We start from the raw sequence: 14,901 nt of genomic DNA, 5'->3' as shown, positions 1-14,901 counted from the left end.
CTCGCTATCGCCGCGTGACGTCGTTCTGGATGAGATAGCGCAGCAACAGTACGCCCCCGCCGAGATCCCGCGTGCTCTCCAGCGTCATGGCGGCGAGTGGCGCACGCTTGTCACTGTCGGCCTCGGTCGAATCGAACACGAAGGGCGCGCCCCTGGCCCCGTCGATCGCGGGGCTGAGGATCAGGTTGAATTCGTCGATCAGGCCGGCGCGCAGGAACGCACCATTGGCGACACCCCCGCCCTCCACCAGCAGACGTTTCACGCCGAGCTCGCGGTTGAGAATATCCAGCGTCAGCACCAGGTCGATCTCGGACCTGCCTGCGAAAATATAGGACACGCCCTCGCCGCGCAGACCGGCCAGATGCGAATCCGGCACGTTCTCGGTCAGCACCACGACGATGGGATCGCCGCCGATCTCAGCGCGGCCCCAGCCGATTTTGCCGTACGCATCGAGCACGACGCCATAGGTTTTGGCATCGCGTCGCGCGAACCAGTTTTCGCGGGGAAATTTTTGGTTCGGCGTCTCGGAATAGGGCTGGCCCTTGGCGAATTCGGAACCGGTCACGCGGCCAATCACCCAGGCATCGCCACCGAGCTCGTCATGGATCTTCTCGAACCAGTCGGTGCCGGCGCCCTTTGGACGCCAGCGGCTCGGATGGGTGCGGCCGTCGAGGCTCGCGTGCATCAGGCAGATGACGTAGGGCTTCATGACAATTCTCCGCGCCGCCTTCTCAGGCCGGCCTGTTACCCTTGGCACGCTCGTTCACAATCGCCGCGAGCGGATTAAGCTTGGGCGGCGCGACCAGCAGAAGCGTGTTGCTGTCGTGATGATTGAACGGGGCGCCGCGGACGAACAACTCGGTCTGGATCAGATAGCTCCAGCTGCTGTCGTCATTAAGGGTGATGTCGCAACGATAGCTGTCGGTGCGAAATGCCTGTTCCAGGAAATCGGTCGAGCAGATGCCGTAAGCAGTATCGCCGCGCTTCGCCGTGACGGAGATTTTCCTGTCCTCCGGCGCCGCCTTGCCCGAGGCCAGCAGCACCTGTCCACGCGGAATCGCCAGCGTCTGCATGACCAGCCCGGTCGCGGGCTCCCACAGCCAATAACCGACCTGGTCGTGGAACGTGATGTCTTCTTCCGGCGTGTTGATGTGAACGTGATAGCGCAGGCCGTAGAGCAGTTGCGGCCCGTTGGCCTGCGGATCGATCGGGTCCATCCGGATGCGCTCGATGAAGGTCCGCCGCTCCGGCCCGTCCGCCTTTGGATTGATGTCGATGCCCTTGTCCGCCTGCCAGGTGCCGGCGAGCCGGCGCAGCGGCCCGAGATTGGCAAGACTGTCGGGAGAAACGTCCTCGGGCTCAGTGAAGATGTCGGCCGGAAGGGGGAGCATGCAGACCTCGCATTGTTGCGCGGCAGCATTAGCATAGGGCAGCACGAAACCAGCACGATGGAACCGAAGGGCTGCCCCGCACGTTGTGGGGGCTCGAGTGCCTGGTCCTCGAAATCCGGGCTCGAATGGGCAAGGACGCCCATGTCACGCGTCGCAAGGGGGTCCGGTGCTGTCGGAGAAAACTGCTCGGCAGTCAATCGATGTGGGCTTCCTCTCCGACGGAGGCGAGCTGGGTGCGATGATGCGTACCCTCGATTGGTCGGGCTCGCCGCTCGGTTCTCCCCACCAATGGTCCCAGGCCCTGAAAACGACGGTCGGCATGCTGCTGGCCGCACAGGCCCAGATTGTGCTGTTCTGGGGCTCCGACTACATCGCGCTCTACAATGACGCCTATGCGCCCGGCATCGGCGCCAATCACCCCCGCGCCCTTGGCCGGCCCGCCATCGAGAACTGGGGCGAGCTGTGGGATGACCTGGAGCCGCTGCTGTCGGGCGTGCGCAAGACGAGAAAGACATTCGCCGCCAAGGACCGTCCCTTCTACGTCGAGCGCCATGGCTATGGAGAGACGAGCTACTGGGATGTCTCCTACTCGGCCGTGCCTGACGATGATGGTTCGGTCGGCGGCGTCCTTTGCATCGTCTCGGAGACGACCGAGCGTGTTCTCGGCGAGACGCAATTGCGGGCCAGTGAAGCACGCTACAGGGAGCTGAACGCGACGCTCGAGCAGCGCGTGGCCGAGCGCGCGGCGGAGCGTCATCTGCTCGCCACCATCGTGGAAACCACGGATGGGCAGATTCAGGCACTCGATCTCGATTATCGCTGGCTTGCGATCAACGCGTCCTGCTCCGACGCGTATCAGCGCATCTACGGCAAGCGACCTAGGGTCGGAGATTCCCTGCAGGAATTCCTCGCCGACCGGCCCGAGCATCTCGCGGCAGCTACCGCGATCTGGAGCCGGGCGCTGGCCGGCGAAAGCTTCACGACCATCGAGGAACTCGGCGACATCAGGTTTGATCGCCGTGTCTACGAGATGAAGTTCGAGGCATTGCGCACGCCCAATGGCACGCGGATCGGCGCATTCCTGACCGGGATGGACGTGACCGATCGCCTCGAGGAGCAGGCACGCCTGGCGAAAGCCGAGGAAGCGCTGCGTCAGGCTCAGAAAATGGAGGCGATGGGCCAGCTCACCGGCGGCGTCGCGCACGACTTCAACAATCTGCTGACGCCGATCGTCGGCCTGCTCGACCTGTTTCAGCGCAAGGGCATCGGCGGCGAGCGAGAGCATCGCCTGATCGCCGGGGCCGCGCAGGCGGCCGAGCGCGCCAAGACGCTGGTGCAGCGCCTGCTTGCTTTCGCGCGCAGGCAACCGCTCCAGCCCGTTCCGGTCAATATCGGCCGGCTCGTCGCCGACATGGGCGAGCTGATCTCCAGCACGACCGGACCGCAGATCCAGGTGACGGTGGACACGCCGGACGGGCTGCCCGAAGCCATGGCCGATCCCAACCAGATCGAGATGGCGATCCTCAATCTCAGCGTGAACGCGCGTGACGCCATGCCCGACGGCGGCAAATTGCGCATCTCGGCCAAGGCCCGCACGGTTGAACGCGCGCACGGCTCTGACCTCGTGCCGGGCGCCTATGTCTGCATTTCGGTTGCGGATACCGGCAACGGCATGGACGAGGACACGCTGGCTCACGCGGTCGAGCCGTTCTTCTCGACCAAGGGCATCGGGCAAGGGACCGGCCTTGGCCTCTCGATGGTCCATGGCCTTGCCTCTCAACTGGGCGGCGCCCTGACGATCAGGAGCGCAGTGGGGGCAGGCACCACGGTCGAATTGTGGCTGCCGGTCAGTCACGCGGCCGCGGGCGCGATCGATGCCGCCCCGCAAGCAAAGCTGCGTCCGCTGCACACCGGCACGGCACTGCTGGTGGACGACGAGCCGCTGGTGCGCATGAGCACCGCCGAAATGCTGAGCGAGCTCGGCTACCGGGTCGTCGAGGCAGGCTCAGCCGAGGATGCGCTTCAGCGCGTCAAAGACGGCCTGCGCCCGGACCTGCTTATCACCGACCATCTGATGCCCGGCATGAGCGGAACGGACCTCGGCCTCGCGCTGCGCAGCCAATATCCCGAGATCCAGATCCTCGTCGTGTCAGGCTACGCCAACAACGAAGGCATCACGCCGGACTTGTCGCGGCTGACAAAACCATTCCGAAGCGATGAGCTGGCGGCGAGCCTGGCCAATCTGGCCAAGGCGGGGTGAGGGCGGGCTGCAACACGCGGCGGCGACCACGGGCGCAGCCGACGCACCCGCCCTATATCAGCGGCACGCCCTGCCGCAGGTTCATGTGCCTGTTGACGTCCTTGTAGAGAAGATAGCGGAACCGGCCGGGGCCGCCCGCGTAGCAGGCCTGCGGGCAGAACGCGCGCAGCCACATGTAATCTCCGGCCTCGACCTCGACCCAATCGCGATTGAGACGGTAGACCGCCTTGCCCTCGAGCACGTACAGCCCGTGCTCCATGACGTGCGTCTCGGCGAAGGGAATCGTTGCCCCCGGCTCGAACGTCACGATCGTGACGTGCATATCGTGCCTGAGGTCGGCGGGATCGACGAAGCGCGTGGTGGCCCAACGCCCCTCCGTATCAGGCATCGGCGTCGGCCCGATCGACTGCTCGTTGGTCACGATCGGCTCGGGATCAGCCAAACCCGGCACGCGCTGGTACAGCTTGCGGATCCAGTGCAGCTGGGCCGGGGCCCGGCCGCGATTACGCAGGCTCCACGCGCAACCCGGCGGGATATAGGCGAAACCGCCGGCCGTCAGCTCGCTTTCCTTGCCTGCCAGCTTGAGGACGACTTGTCCGCCCACGACAAACAGCGCGCCCTCGGCGTCCTTTTCGGGCTCGGGGATGTCGCTGCCGCCGGCCGGCGCGATCTCCATCAGATAATGGGAGAACGTCTCGGCGAAGCCGGACAGCGGTCGCGCGAGAACCCAGACCCGCGTGTTGTCCCAGTGCGGCAGGTAACTGATGACGATATCGCGTTGCACGCTGCCCGGAATCACGGCGTATGCGGTCGTGAAGACCGCGCGGCCGCTGAGAAGATCGGTCTGCGGCGGCAGACCGCCCTGCGGGATGTGATAAGTTCGCGATGACATCGTTTAGGCCTCGTGGCGATCCGGCTTCAGGTCGAGCTGCATGGGCTCGTCCAGCCAATATTCTTCCAGATTATCACCCTTGCCCTTTCGGTCGACCACAAGGAAGGGGCTAGCGTCCTTGAGCACCAGCAGCGGGTGGTGCCAGCAATTGCGAGCATAGTTCACCCCCTGCTGCCCCGTCGCCCTGAACGCGCGATAGGTCGCGGCATTGCGCGGGTCGGAGCAAACAACAACCAGCCAGTCCGCACCGCCAAGCGGCATGAACAGCTGGCTTCCCAGCGGATGGCGCTCCATCAGGCGAATTGCAATCGGCACCGGACGCAGCGAGGCGACAAACCAGCTGATGTTGGTCTGTCCACCCTCCGCGGCGACGTCGATGCTGGCGAGGTCGTTGAAACGGCTGGCATAGCCCTGGTTGATCGACAGGGGTGTCACCCCATCAGTTTCGATGACTTCGCCAAACGGAGCGAACGCCTGCTTGGTCAGGGGTTCGATCGAAACTGTCGCCATCGTCAACCTCAATTGTCTCCACGCTCACAACCCCGCAACAGGCGCGGCCGCAACATCAGGCTCGGCCTGCAGGGTCTCGCCCGAAGCAACCATCTCACCGTTCAGGATACGATGGGCCTTGGCGCGATCGAGGTCGCCTTCCCAGGAGGCAACGACGACCGTCGCAACGCAGTTGCCGACATAATTGCCGAGCGCGCGAGCGATACCAATGAACCAGTCCACCGACAAGATCAGCACGAGGCCAATCGCCGGGATGGCAGGTATCGCCGACAGCGTCGCGGCGAGGACGACGATGGCCGAGCCGGGGACGCCGTGCGCGCCCTTGGAGGTCAGCAAGGCGACGCCGAGAATCGCCAGCAGGTCGCCCATGGCAAGCGGGGTATTGGTCGCCTGCGCGATGAACACCGCCGCCAGGGTCAGATAGATCGAGAACGCATCCAGGTTGAACGAGTAGCCGGTCGGGATGACGAGGCCGACGGTCGATCGCTTGATCCCGAGCAGTTCCAGCTTGCGCATGGTCTGCGGCAGCACGCTGTCGCCCGCGGCCGTACCGAGCACGATCATCAGTTCCTCGCGCAAATACGCGAGCAGCTTGAACAGGCTGAAGCCGGACAGCCGCATGACGGCGCCGAGAACGACCACCACGAACAGGACCACCGCCAGATAGAACAGGCCGACGAGACCGCCGAGCTGCTTGAGCGAACCGATGCCGTACTTGCCGACGGTGAAGGCGATCGCGCCGAACACGCCGATCGGGGCGAGCCGGACGACGAAGTTCATCATCTTGAAGATGATCTCGTTCACACGTTCGATGAAATCGACGACCGGCCTGGCGCGCTCGCCGCACAGCGAGACCGCACAGCCGAACATGATCGAGACGATCAGGACCTGCAGGACATCGCCGGAGCTGAACGCGCCGACGATCGTGCCGGGGATCAGCTTCATCAGGAACTCGGAGACGCCGCCGCCGGCGACCTGGGCCGCGGTCTGGCTGAACCCACTGAGCGCCTTGGCATCCAGCGTCGCGGGATCGATGTTCATGCCGGCGCCGGGCTGGAAATAATAGGCCAGCGCGATGCCGAACATCAGGGCGACGGTGGTGACGATCTCGAAATAGAGCAGCGAGCGGATGCCGACCCTGCCGACTTTCGAAAGGTCCCCGGCCGCTGAAATTCCCTGCACCACGACGCAGAACACGATGACGGGCACCAGCATCTTGATCAGCTTGATGAAGCCGTCGCCGAGCGGCTTCAGCTGCACTGCAGTGCTGGGATAAGCCATCCCGAGCACGATGCCGAGCGCGAGTGCGACGACGACCTGAAAGAAGAGTGACTTGAAAATTCTGGGCATGGCTTTCCTCGCTCAAAGGGCTGGTGTCGGTCTGGCGTGGTCGGCTCTGGCCTTTCGCCATTGTTGTCTTTGGCAGCGGCATGAGGCCGCCGCGGAGGGAGCCAGCCGCCGCTTGCCGGGCAGACCAAAGCTCCATCGGTCATTCGTTGACCAGCTGCGACATCAAGTCCAATATATAGAACGACACGATTGATAGGGTTTCCCTATGGACCTTCGCCAGGTCAGGTATTTCATTGCGGTGGCCGAGGAGCGCAGCTTCACCGCCGCCGCCCGGCGGCTGAACCTGTCGCAGCCGCCGCTCAGCCAGCATATCCAGGCCCTCGAGGCGGAACTCGGCACCCAGCTGCTCTACAGGACGAGCCGCAAGGTCGAGCTGACCCAGGCCGGTGAAGCGATGTTGCTGCGCGGGCGCGCCATCCTGCAGCAGGTCAAGTCAGCGGAAGACGAGGTGCGCTCGATCGGCGCCGGGCTGATCGGAACGCTGGATCTCGGCGCGACCGGCTCCATCCTGCGCGGCCGTCTTGCGGAACTGCTGGCGGCCTACCGGGAGGTCGCGCCCCTGGTGAGGATGACGGTGCACGAGCAGGCGCCGGCGCTGCAGATCGCGGCCCTCCTCAACCGCACCACCAACATCTCGCTCATTCGCGGCATTCCCGGCGAACGCGACCTCACCAGCAAGCTGGCCTGGCGCGAAGAGGTCGTTCTGGCCGTACCCCGCAGCCACCGCCTGGCCAAACGCAAGCGCGTGGCGCTCGGTGAATTGGCGTCGGAGGAGCATGTCATCCTGGACCCCGACAGCTCCGATTTCGCGCGCTATGTGCAGACGTGCTGCGTCGATGCCGGCTTCCTGCCGAAAGTATCCCAGCAAGTCGTCGACGCGCAGTCGATCCCGAGCCTGATCGCGGCGGGCTTCGGCGTCGCGCTGGTGCCGCAATCGATCGCGCGTTTCACGACGGCCGATATCGCATTTCGCCCGATCAGGCCCTCACCGCCTGCGGCCGACGTCTTCCTGGTGTTCAGGGAGGACGAGACCTCGATGGTGGTGCACAATTTCATCAAGCTCGCGCTGCGGTATCTGGGGCAGAGGAAGCGGGTGGGTTAGAAAGGGGCACGCATGCGATTCTCACGCGATGCTACCCCTTCTTCTCCTCTAGCAGCTTGGCCACGCGCCGCAGGCCGAGCAGATAACCCTGGGTGCCGAAGCCTGCGATGACCCCATCGGCTCGTTTCGAGACGAACGAATGGTGGCGGAATTCCTCGCGCTTGTGCACGTTGGAAATGTGCACCTCGATCACCGTCCCCTCGAACGTGTTTAAAGCGTCCAGGATGGCGACCGACGTGTGGGTGAAAGCCGCGGGGTTCATCACGATCCCGGTCGCCGTCTCGCGCGCCTCGTGGATCCAGTCGATCAGCTCGTACTCCTTGTTGGATTGATGGAAGCGAATCTCCAGACCGAGCTCCCCGGCCAGCGCCCGGCAATCCCGCTCAACGTCCGCAAGCGTCTCGTGACCGTAGATGTGGGGCTGGCGCTTGCCGAGCAGATTGAGATTGGGCCCGTTCAGGACGTAGACGAGACGACTCATGGAAGAACTCCGTTCAGTGGTGGGCGAGGATCTCGCCAAGGAACTGCCTGGTGCGGGCGTGCTGTGGATTGCGAAAGAAAGCATCGGGCGCGCCTTCTTCGATGATCTGGCCTTCGGCCATGAAGATCACACGATCGGCAACCTGGCGGGCAAAGCCCATCTCGTGGGTGACGCAGATCATGGTCATGCCGTCGTTGGCGAGGCCGATCATCGTATCGAGCACCTCCTTGACCATCTCGGGGTCGAGGGCGGACGTCGGCTCGTCGAACAGCATCACCTTGGGCTGCATGCAGAGCGCGCGCGCGATCGCGACACGCTGTTGCTGGCCGCCCGAAAGCTGAGCCGGATATTTCTCGGCCTGATCGCCGATGCGCACGCGCTCGAGGTATTTTCGCGCGGTCGTTTCCGCCTCGGTCTTACCGATGCGGCGCGCGCGCATAGGCGCGAGGGTGCAGTTCTGCAACACCGTCATATGCGGAAAGAGATTGAAGCTCTGAAACACCATACCGACGTCCTGGCGCACGACGTCGATGGCCTTGATGCTGTCGTCCAGCCGATGACCGTTCACCACGATGCTGCCCTGCTGGATCGCCTCCAGGCGGTTGATGCAGCGGATCAGCGTCGACTTGCCTGAGCCGGACGGCCCGCACACCACGATCTTTTCGCCCTTGCGCACGCTGAGATCGACGTTGCGCAGAGCTTGGTAGCCGCCGTACCATTTCTGAACGCCTTTCATTTCGATCAGGATCTGGTCCTGCATGCTGGTCTCCGCAGTCGGGAAGCGGCCAACGCGGATCGCGCGTCGGCCGCTTGCGGTGGCTATTGGACGGTGAAGGGAACGCCGGGGACCGAGTCCGGGAAGACCGGCATGGGCGCTTTCATCCATTTGGCGTAAAAGCCGGCCAACTTGCCGTTCGTCTTGATCTGATCGATGAACTTGTTGGCGGTCTCGTTCCACTCCTTCTCTCCGAGACGCGTGCAGGCGCCGTTGTACAGAGCCATAAAGTGAAGCTTGGGCTCAAACCCGAGCTCCGGTTTTGCGGCGTTCAGTCGCTGCGGGTAGAAGCTGTTAGCTCCGACGGCCTGCACCTGACCGGAAAGCAGCGCCTGGATCGTGGCCGCATCATCATCGAACCTGCGGATTTCGGTGCCCGCCGGAGCACTATTGGTGACCTGGGTGTCCTGCGTGGAGGACCTCGGAACCCCGATGACGTATTTGCTCATGTCCGCATTGCTGTTGATCGGGGTCGCCTGGGCAGCAACAAGCGTGATCTCGTTGGCGACATACGGCTTGGAATACTGCACCGCCTTTGCGCGTTCGGGCAGCATGGCCATGGTCGCGAACAGAATGTCCACGCGGCCCGTCGTCAGCGCTGGGATACGGTTGGCGACCGCCAGCGGGACGAACTCGGCCTTCACACCGAGGTATTCAGCGAAGGTGCGTCCCATGTCGGCGTCGATGCCGTCCTGCTTTCCCGAGCTGTCGACATAGCCCCAGGGAGGATTGTCGCCCTGAATGCCGATGACGACGACGCCCTTCTTCTTGACGTCTTCCAGAGTGCCCGCCTGCGATTTGCCTGCGGCGGCGATTGCCGCCAATGCCAGCAGCGCGCTCCCGAGCTGGCGACGATTGAATGAAAACAACATGAGTATCTCCTCCTGGTGATGGCTGTGCTTGATTGGGCAGGTGCGCCTACCTTTGATTGGCCAGGGCGAGCCTGGCCTCCATCCGGCTGCCCCACCATGAGAGTGGCCAGCAGAGGATGAAGTACATGGCGCCGACCACGCCGAAGACGAGCAACGGCTGGAAGGTCTGATTCGAAACGATCTGACCGGCGCGGGCGAGTTCGATGAAACCGACGATGGCGGCGAGCGACGTTCCCTTGATCAGCTGCACGAGATAGCCGATGGTCGCCGGCAGCGAGATGCGGATTGCCTGCGGCAGCACGATGTCGCGCATGCGGGACGAGTAGTGCAGCCCGAGCGCCATCGCGGCCTCGGTCTGGCCGCGCGGCACGGCCTGTATCGCGCCGCGCCAGATCTCACCAAGGAAGGCGGAGGCATTCACGGTGAAACCGATCGCCACCGCGACGAAGGCGTCGAGCTTCAGCCCGGTGAGCGCCAATCCGTAATACACGACGAAAAGCTGCAGCAGCAGCGGAGTGCCCTGGAATATCCCGATGTAGATGCGGGTGATCCATTCCACGCCCTTGTGACCACTGGTGCGCAGCAAGGCGACAGCCAGCCCCGCCGTGCAGCCGCCTACGAATGCGACCAGCGTCAGCAGCACCGTCCATTGCATCCCACGCAGCAGGAAGCCGAACTCCGGCAAACCAAAATGCGGCGCCATGATCTCCCCCTCAGCGTGTCGGATATGAGAAGAAGCGGTGGGAGACGACCGCAAAACCCAGCATCAGCAGCCAGGAAATCGCGAGGTAGAGGAAGGTGACGGAGAAATAGACCTCGAAGCTGCGGAACGTGTCGCTTTCGATGCGCTGCGCAACCGACGTCAATTCGTAAGCCGACACCGCCGAACAGATCGACGAAGTCAGCGTCAGCATGATGAACTGCCCGGTGAGCGAGGGGTAGATCGCGCGAAGCGCGGGCTTGAGCACGATGAAGCGGAAGACCTGTCCTTTGTGCAGGCCGAGCGCGTAGCCCGCCTCGACCTGTCCCTTGTGAATGGATTGCACCCCGCCGCGGATGATCTCGATGGCGTAGGCGCCGCCATTGACGCCGAGCGCGATGATGGCGGTGGCGGTCGGATTGAGCTTCAATCCGACGAGCGGCAGCGCAAAGAACAGAAAGAAGATCTGCACCAGGAAAGGCGTATTGCGCACGATCTCGACGAAGCCGATCACGATGGCCCGCAACCAGGCCGCCCCCGCATCGCGCGCCGCGACGCCGGCGATGCCGATCAGCATTGCGAGCGTCATTCCGGCAAGCGCCAGGCCCAACGTACCGACGCACCCCCACAGCAGCGCGGGCATCGCGTGCCAAACCACGGAGAAATCGAGCGTATAGCCCATCTTGCGTTTCCTCTCGGGCGTTGTACGTGCCGCTCGCCCGTCGGCCCGACGTCACCCTCCCAGGGAGGCAAAGGTGGCGAAGAAGACGTCCGGATCGGGTGAGATGCCGGTGAACAGGCGGAATGCTTCGGTGCCCTGGAAGATCGCCATGCCGCCACCGTCGACGGTGCGGCAGCCGAGGGCGCGCGCCGCGCGCAGCAGTGCGGTTTCCAGCGGGAAGTAGACGATCTCGGCGACCCACAGATCGGGGCGCAGCAAAGCCATCGGCAGCGGCGTGCCCGGATATTTGTCCATGCCGATCGGTGTCGCGTTGACGATTCCGTCGGCGCCAGTAACGGCCGTCGCAACATCCTGGCCGACCTTCAAGCGCCCTTCTGCAAATCGAGGGGACAAGCCATCGACCATGCTCTGCGCCTTGGCCACGTCGACGTCGATGACCGTCAGTTCCTGCGCGCCGAGCTTCATCAGCGCGAAAGCGACCGCCGCTCCGGCTCCGCCCGCGCCGAACTGGACGACGCGACCGAGCGGCGCACCTTGCATGTTCCGGCGAAAGTTCTCGGCGAAGCCGAACCAGTCGGTATTGTGGCCGGTCATTCGGCCGTTCCTGATGACCACCGTATTCACCGCACCAAGCGCCTCCGCGTCGGGCGAAAGCTCGTCCAGCAGCGGAAGGATCGACTGCTTGCAGGGATGGGTCACGTTCAACCCGTCGAAGCCCATCCGCTTTGCGGCCGTGAGCAATTCCGGCAGCGCTTCGGCGCCGAGCTTCAGCTCGGTCAGATCGATCTTCTTGTAGAGATAGCGGATGCCGGCGGCGTCAGCGGCCGCTTCGTGCATAGGCGGGGTGCGGGACGCCGCGATGCCGCTGCCGATCAACCCGACGAGAAAGCTGGACTTAGGATGCATGTTCGACATCGCGCGTCAGCTCAAAGGAACGGTCAGTTCGGCGATGACCTCCGCCGTGCTCGGTCGAACGCCGCGCCACCAGGCAAAAGCTTCCGCTGCTTGCTCGACCAGCATGCCGACGCCGTCGGCGAGCTTGGCGACGCCTTCGGCGCGGCCCGCTTGCAGAAAGGGAGTCAGTCCCTTGCCGTAGGCGAGCTCGTACGCCAGCTCCGCGCCGCGGAAGACATTGCGTGGAAGCGGCGGCATTTCACCTCGCAGGCTGGCCGATGTCGCGTTGACCACGACGTCATAGCCCTCGGTGAGATCGGCCAGTTCGGCATAGCCGCTGACGATCAGGGGGCCACAGCCGGCAAACTCTTCGGCCAATGCGACGGCCTTCGGCAGCGTTCGATTGACGAGAACCAGCTCGGCCGGCTCCTGCCGCAGGAACGGCAGCAGCGCGCCACGCGCCGCTCCCCCGGCGCCGAGCATCAGGACGCGGCGGCCGGCCAATTTGACGCCGAGATTGACCGTGATGTCGCGCACGAGGCCGATCCCGTCGAAATTCTCGGCGATGATCCGATCGCCGACGAATTTCAGACAGTTTGCGGCGCCTGCGCGATCGGCGCTCTCGGAAAGCTCGTTTGCGTATTCGAAGGCATCGAGCTTGAACGGGGCAGTGATGTTCAGCCCCTTGGCCCCCTCGGTCCGGAATTGATCAACCCGATCGCTGAAACCATCAAGGGGTGTCTCGATCGCCTCATAGACGAGGTCCTGTCCGGTCATCTTGGCGAACATGCCATGAATGAGCGGTGATTTGCTGAAGCCGATCGGATTGCCGATCACCGCATAACGATCGCTCATGGCTCACTCCTGCACTGCAGCTTCGTTGTACAACACGCCATCGCGCACCATCGCATCGACGGCGTCGGCCGTTAGTCCGAGCGAGGCGGCAATGCGGCGATTGTCCTGGCCGAGCAGTGGCGCCGGGGTCCGCACCGTGGTGTCACACCCGGAGAAGCGGAACGGCAGGTTCGGCAACGTCACCTTGCCCAGCACAGGATGTTCCTGCTCGACCAGCATGCCGCGCGCGTGGATCTGCGGATCCTTCACGACCTCTTCGATGGTCTGCACGGGAGCGGACGGCACACCTGCTTCGTCGAGGGCCGCGAGACAGGCATCTCGAGACGATTGCGACAGCGTCCAGTTGCGCACGATGTCCATCGCTTCGGCATAATGGGCGTTGCGCGTGGCCGGCGTGGTGAAGCGCTCGTCGGATGCCAAATTGTCTCCACCGATCAGACTCGCCAAACGCCGCCACGCGTCGTCGACTTGCGCAGCGATGACAAGATTGCCGTCCCTGGCCGGAAAGACTCCGTAGACGGTCGAGTCAGGCTGACCGCTGCCGGTCTGCTTCGGCAGATCGGACCCGCCGGAGAGGAAGTAGCGCTGAACCGCATAGTCGTGCATCGAGACCATGCAGTCGTACAGCGCCAGGTCGATATGCTGGCCCTGCCCGGACGAAGCGCGGCCGACCAGCGCTGCGTTGATCGCGGCCACGCCGTGAATGCCGGTATACATGTCGGCGAGTGGCATGCGCAGCAGCGGCGGCGCTTCGCCCGGAGAGCCCAGCTGCGCCAGGGCGCCCGACATCGCCTCCGCAATCAGGCCGAAGCCCGGCCGGTCGGCATAGGGACCGGTGTGGCCATAGGCGGAAACCGAACAGTAGATCAGTCCGGGATTGCGCGCCGACAGCGCCTTGTAACCGAGCCCGAGGCGCTCGAGCGCGCCGGGGCGGTAGTTCTCGATGAAGACATCGGCGGTGTCGACCAGTTTCATCATCATGTCGAGGCCGCGCTTGTCGCGCAGGTCGATGCAGAGCCCCTGCTTGCCCATGTTCTGCTGCAGGAAGTAGCCGGATTGGCCGTCTTTGAAATAGCCGTGGGCGCGGCCCGCATCGCCTTGCTTCGGACGCTCCACCTTGATGACCTCGGCGCCCATCGCAGCTAAGCAACGGCCCATGAACGGGCCAGCCAGAAAATGGCTGTAGTCGATGACGCGGATGCCTTTGAGCGGCAGATTTTGGAGCGGAAGATTCTGGAGCGGCAGATCTTGCGTGGTCATGCCTGCTCTCCTGCGGCACTGGTCCTCGGGCGCATCGGGATCATCAACCGATGCTCACCGAGCTGCACCACCTCGCCGCGCTGATTGATCAGCTCCGAAGGCAGCACCACGATGCCCCAGCCATCACGCTTGGTGGTGCGCATCGAGCCGACGCGGAATTTCACGTGGACGGTGTCGCCGAGCTTGATCGGCAGCTTGAAATCCCACGTCCAGCCCAGCGACATTCCCGGAAGGAAGCGGTAGTCGGCACGGGTCTTCAAACCGTCGGCCAGCGACAGGCCAAACAACCCGTGCGCCACGCGCGTGCGGAAGGGTGTGGTCTTGGCGTATTCCTCGTCGACATGAACAGGCGTGAAATCGCCCGTCAATTCGGCATAGGCATTCACCATCGCTTCGGTGACCGTCACCGAAGGGGTGACGCATTCGTCACCGACCTCGGCATCGTCCCAGTAGCGCTCATCGGTCATGTCGCGTCTTCCTCAAACTCTAGGCACGGGGATTGATCGCCAGGGCCGCTTCCACGGCCCCGGCGCTGGCTTGCAGGATCTCGACGTTCAGTCCGCCCGGCAGTTCGAGCCAGTTCGGCCCGGCAGGCAACGCCTTGGCACCCCAGGCCGCGGCACGGGCGAGCACGCCGTCGTAGTCGTCGACCATGATGCCGAGATGGGCGAGACGGCCTTCCGGTCCGACAAAAAGCGGATCCTCGATCAGTTGCACGCTTCCGAGCACCCAGACCTGACGCGGGCGCGCGCCGTCGGCGGGTTGCTCGTCGCGAATGGCAAGACCAAGCACCTCACGAAAGAAGTCGATGTGATAGTTGACGTCAGGCACGCGGATCGCGACGTGTTCGACGTATGCGCGGGGCAACGACATTGTC

Annotated in this window: 17 protein-coding genes; 2 read left to right on the top strand and 15 right to left on the bottom strand. The window is 64.0% G+C overall.

What is annotated here, in order from left to right:
* Positions 1-4: 4 nt before the first annotated feature.
* Both X265_RS05340 and X265_RS05335 read right to left on the bottom strand, forming a co-directional pair.
* Entirely contained in the window at positions 5-709 is a 705-nt protein-coding gene (locus tag X265_RS05340; RefSeq protein WP_128963951.1) for a RibD family protein, read from the bottom strand.
* A gap of 22 nt (positions 710-731) precedes the next feature.
* Positions 732-1,391, bottom strand: a complete 660-nt coding sequence (locus X265_RS05335; RefSeq protein ID WP_128963950.1) for an FABP family protein — start codon at positions 1,389-1,391, stop codon at positions 732-734.
* Positions 1,392-1,629: 238 nt separating this feature from the next.
* On the opposite strand from X265_RS05335, the gene X265_RS05330 reads away from it, so the two are divergent.
* The gene (locus X265_RS05330; protein ID WP_244659261.1) at positions 1,630-3,651 is read left to right on the top strand and encodes a hybrid sensor histidine kinase/response regulator; all 2,022 of its coding nucleotides are present in this window, start codon (positions 1,630-1,632) and stop codon (positions 3,649-3,651) included.
* Positions 3,652-3,703: 52 nt separating this feature from the next.
* On the opposite strand, the gene X265_RS05325 is transcribed toward X265_RS05330, so the two are convergent.
* From X265_RS05325 to dctA, 3 genes are read right to left on the bottom strand one after another with little or no spacing between them, the layout of a single operon-like run.
* Positions 3,704-4,543 (bottom strand): bifunctional allantoicase/(S)-ureidoglycine aminohydrolase, encoded by an 840-nt coding sequence (locus X265_RS05325; RefSeq protein WP_128963949.1) that lies wholly within the window; start codon positions 4,541-4,543, stop codon positions 3,704-3,706.
* A gap of 3 nt (positions 4,544-4,546) precedes the next feature.
* Positions 4,547-5,053, bottom strand: coding sequence for an ureidoglycolate lyase (locus X265_RS05320; RefSeq protein ID WP_128963948.1), 507 nt, complete (start codon positions 5,051-5,053; stop codon positions 4,547-4,549).
* 24 nt (positions 5,054-5,077) lie between these two features.
* On the bottom strand, positions 5,078-6,403 hold the full coding sequence (dctA, locus tag X265_RS05315) for a C4-dicarboxylate transporter DctA (RefSeq protein WP_128963947.1): 1,326 nt from the start codon (positions 6,401-6,403) through the stop codon (positions 5,078-5,080).
* A gap of 238 nt (positions 6,404-6,641) precedes the next feature.
* Between dctA and X265_RS05310 the strand changes: the two genes are divergently transcribed.
* Positions 6,642-7,505 (top strand): LysR family transcriptional regulator, encoded by an 864-nt coding sequence (locus X265_RS05310; protein WP_244659262.1) that lies wholly within the window; start codon positions 6,642-6,644, stop codon positions 7,503-7,505.
* A gap of 31 nt (positions 7,506-7,536) precedes the next feature.
* Here X265_RS05310 and aroQ read toward each other — a convergent pair whose 3' ends face one another.
* From aroQ to X265_RS05260, 10 genes are read right to left on the bottom strand one after another with little or no spacing between them, the layout of a single operon-like run.
* Positions 7,537-7,986 (bottom strand): type II 3-dehydroquinate dehydratase, encoded by a 450-nt coding sequence (aroQ, locus tag X265_RS05305; RefSeq protein ID WP_128963945.1) that lies wholly within the window; start codon positions 7,984-7,986, stop codon positions 7,537-7,539.
* A gap of 13 nt (positions 7,987-7,999) precedes the next feature.
* Positions 8,000-8,746, bottom strand: coding sequence for an amino acid ABC transporter ATP-binding protein (locus tag X265_RS05300; protein ID WP_128963944.1), 747 nt, complete (start codon positions 8,744-8,746; stop codon positions 8,000-8,002).
* Positions 8,747-8,805: 59 nt separating this feature from the next.
* A complete protein-coding gene (locus tag X265_RS05295) occupies positions 8,806-9,633 on the bottom strand; it encodes a transporter substrate-binding domain-containing protein (RefSeq protein ID WP_128963943.1) in 828 nt (275 codons plus the stop codon).
* Positions 9,634-9,679: 46 nt separating this feature from the next.
* Positions 9,680-10,336, bottom strand: a complete 657-nt coding sequence (locus X265_RS05290) for an amino acid ABC transporter permease (protein WP_128963942.1) — start codon at positions 10,334-10,336, stop codon at positions 9,680-9,682.
* Between the two features lie 10 nt (positions 10,337-10,346).
* The gene (locus tag X265_RS05285; RefSeq protein WP_128963941.1) at positions 10,347-11,015 is read right to left on the bottom strand and encodes an amino acid ABC transporter permease; all 669 of its coding nucleotides are present in this window, start codon (positions 11,013-11,015) and stop codon (positions 10,347-10,349) included.
* Between the two features lie 51 nt (positions 11,016-11,066).
* Positions 11,067-11,921 carry a shikimate dehydrogenase gene (locus X265_RS05280; RefSeq protein ID WP_128963940.1) on the bottom strand — a complete coding sequence of 285 codons (855 nt, stop codon included), beginning with the start codon at positions 11,919-11,921 and terminating at the stop codon, positions 11,067-11,069.
* A 15-nt stretch (positions 11,922-11,936) separates the two neighbouring features.
* On the bottom strand, positions 11,937-12,764 hold the full coding sequence (gene aroE, locus X265_RS05275) for a shikimate dehydrogenase (RefSeq protein WP_128963939.1): 828 nt from the start codon (positions 12,762-12,764) through the stop codon (positions 11,937-11,939).
* Positions 12,765-12,767: 3 nt separating this feature from the next.
* Positions 12,768-14,024, bottom strand: coding sequence for a CaiB/BaiF CoA transferase family protein (locus tag X265_RS05270; RefSeq protein ID WP_128963938.1), 1,257 nt, complete (start codon positions 14,022-14,024; stop codon positions 12,768-12,770).
* Positions 14,021-14,491 (bottom strand): MaoC family dehydratase, encoded by a 471-nt coding sequence (locus X265_RS05265; protein WP_128963937.1) that lies wholly within the window; start codon positions 14,489-14,491, stop codon positions 14,021-14,023. Before X265_RS05265 ends, X265_RS05270 begins: the two co-directional genes overlap by 4 nt.
* A gap of 19 nt (positions 14,492-14,510) precedes the next feature.
* On the bottom strand, positions 14,511-14,897 hold the full coding sequence (locus X265_RS05260) for a VOC family protein (protein ID WP_128963936.1): 387 nt from the start codon (positions 14,895-14,897) through the stop codon (positions 14,511-14,513).
* Positions 14,898-14,901 lie beyond the last annotated feature (4 nt).

This window comes from Bradyrhizobium guangdongense, assembly GCF_004114975.1.
Classification (GTDB): domain Bacteria; phylum Pseudomonadota; class Alphaproteobacteria; order Rhizobiales; family Xanthobacteraceae; genus Bradyrhizobium; species Bradyrhizobium guangdongense.
Note: the sequence above shows the minus strand (reverse complement) of the source record. Positions and strands in the feature narration are given on the sequence as shown.

What these genes read in the sequence shown, in the direction of transcription:
- X265_RS05340 (WP_128963951.1), bottom strand. Translation starts at nt 709, where the DNA reads ATGAAGCCCTACGTCATCTGCCTGATGCACGCGAGCCTCGACGGCCGC.
- X265_RS05335 (WP_128963950.1), bottom strand. Translation starts at nt 1,391, where the DNA reads ATGCTCCCCCTTCCGGCCGACATCTTCACTGAGCCCGAGGACGTTTCT.
- X265_RS05330 (WP_244659261.1), top strand. Translation starts at nt 1,630, where the DNA reads ATGATGCGTACCCTCGATTGGTCGGGCTCGCCGCTCGGTTCTCCCCAC.
- X265_RS05325 (WP_128963949.1), bottom strand. Translation starts at nt 4,543, where the DNA reads ATGTCATCGCGAACTTATCACATCCCGCAGGGCGGTCTGCCGCCGCAG.
- X265_RS05320 (WP_128963948.1), bottom strand. Translation starts at nt 5,053, where the DNA reads ATGGCGACAGTTTCGATCGAACCCCTGACCAAGCAGGCGTTCGCTCCG.
- dctA (WP_128963947.1), bottom strand. Translation starts at nt 6,403, where the DNA reads ATGCCCAGAATTTTCAAGTCACTCTTCTTTCAGGTCGTCGTCGCACTC.
- aroQ (WP_128963945.1), bottom strand. Translation starts at nt 7,986, where the DNA reads ATGAGTCGTCTCGTCTACGTCCTGAACGGGCCCAATCTCAATCTGCTC.
- X265_RS05300 (WP_128963944.1), bottom strand. Translation starts at nt 8,746, where the DNA reads ATGCAGGACCAGATCCTGATCGAAATGAAAGGCGTTCAGAAATGGTAC.
- X265_RS05295 (WP_128963943.1), bottom strand. Translation starts at nt 9,633, where the DNA reads ATGTTGTTTTCATTCAATCGTCGCCAGCTCGGGAGCGCGCTGCTGGCA.
- X265_RS05290 (WP_128963942.1), bottom strand. Translation starts at nt 10,336, where the DNA reads ATGGCGCCGCATTTTGGTTTGCCGGAGTTCGGCTTCCTGCTGCGTGGG.
- X265_RS05285 (WP_128963941.1), bottom strand. Translation starts at nt 11,015, where the DNA reads ATGGGCTATACGCTCGATTTCTCCGTGGTTTGGCACGCGATGCCCGCG.
- X265_RS05280 (WP_128963940.1), bottom strand. Translation starts at nt 11,921, where the DNA reads ATGCATCCTAAGTCCAGCTTTCTCGTCGGGTTGATCGGCAGCGGCATC.
- aroE (WP_128963939.1), bottom strand. Translation starts at nt 12,764, where the DNA reads ATGAGCGATCGTTATGCGGTGATCGGCAATCCGATCGGCTTCAGCAAA.
- X265_RS05270 (WP_128963938.1), bottom strand. Translation starts at nt 14,024, where the DNA reads ATGACCACGCAAGATCTGCCGCTCCAGAATCTTCCGCTCCAAAATCTG.
- X265_RS05265 (WP_128963937.1), bottom strand. Translation starts at nt 14,491, where the DNA reads ATGACCGATGAGCGCTACTGGGACGATGCCGAGGTCGGTGACGAATGC.
- X265_RS05260 (WP_128963936.1), bottom strand. Translation starts at nt 14,897, where the DNA reads ATGTCGTTGCCCCGCGCATACGTCGAACACGTCGCGATCCGCGTGCCT.